Source organism: Chryseosolibacter histidinae, assembly GCF_018598225.1.
GTDB lineage: Bacteria > Bacteroidota > Bacteroidia > Cytophagales > Cyclobacteriaceae > Chryseosolibacter > Chryseosolibacter histidini.
In genome coordinates this window covers 1-229 of the sequence record NZ_JAHESF010000121.1, presented here as the reverse complement: position 1 = coordinate 229, position 229 = coordinate 1, and the positions used below count along the sequence as shown (strand labels likewise).

1 protein-coding gene is annotated in these 229 nt (G+C 63.8%); it reads left to right on the top strand.

Annotated elements, in window-relative coordinates; all coding sequences use genetic code 11:
- A partial coding sequence (locus KK083_RS32425) for a (2Fe-2S)-binding protein (RefSeq protein WP_254170311.1) occupies nt 1–229 on the top strand: 229 nt, incomplete at both ends.

The window sequence follows — 229 nt, the reverse complement described above, 5'->3', positions numbered from 1 at the left end:
GTCCACCTCGACGGCAAGGCCGTGAAGTCGTGCACCACGCTGGCGGTGATGGCGGACGGGCACGAGGTCAAAACCATCGAAGGTCTCGCCGCCGACGGCGCTCCGTTGCATCCGCTGCAGGAGGCCTTCCGCGAGCATCACGGATTGCAGTGCGGCTTCTGTACACCGGGCATGATCATGACGGCAGTCGATCTCGTGCATCGCAAGGGGCACGATCTGAGCGATGAAG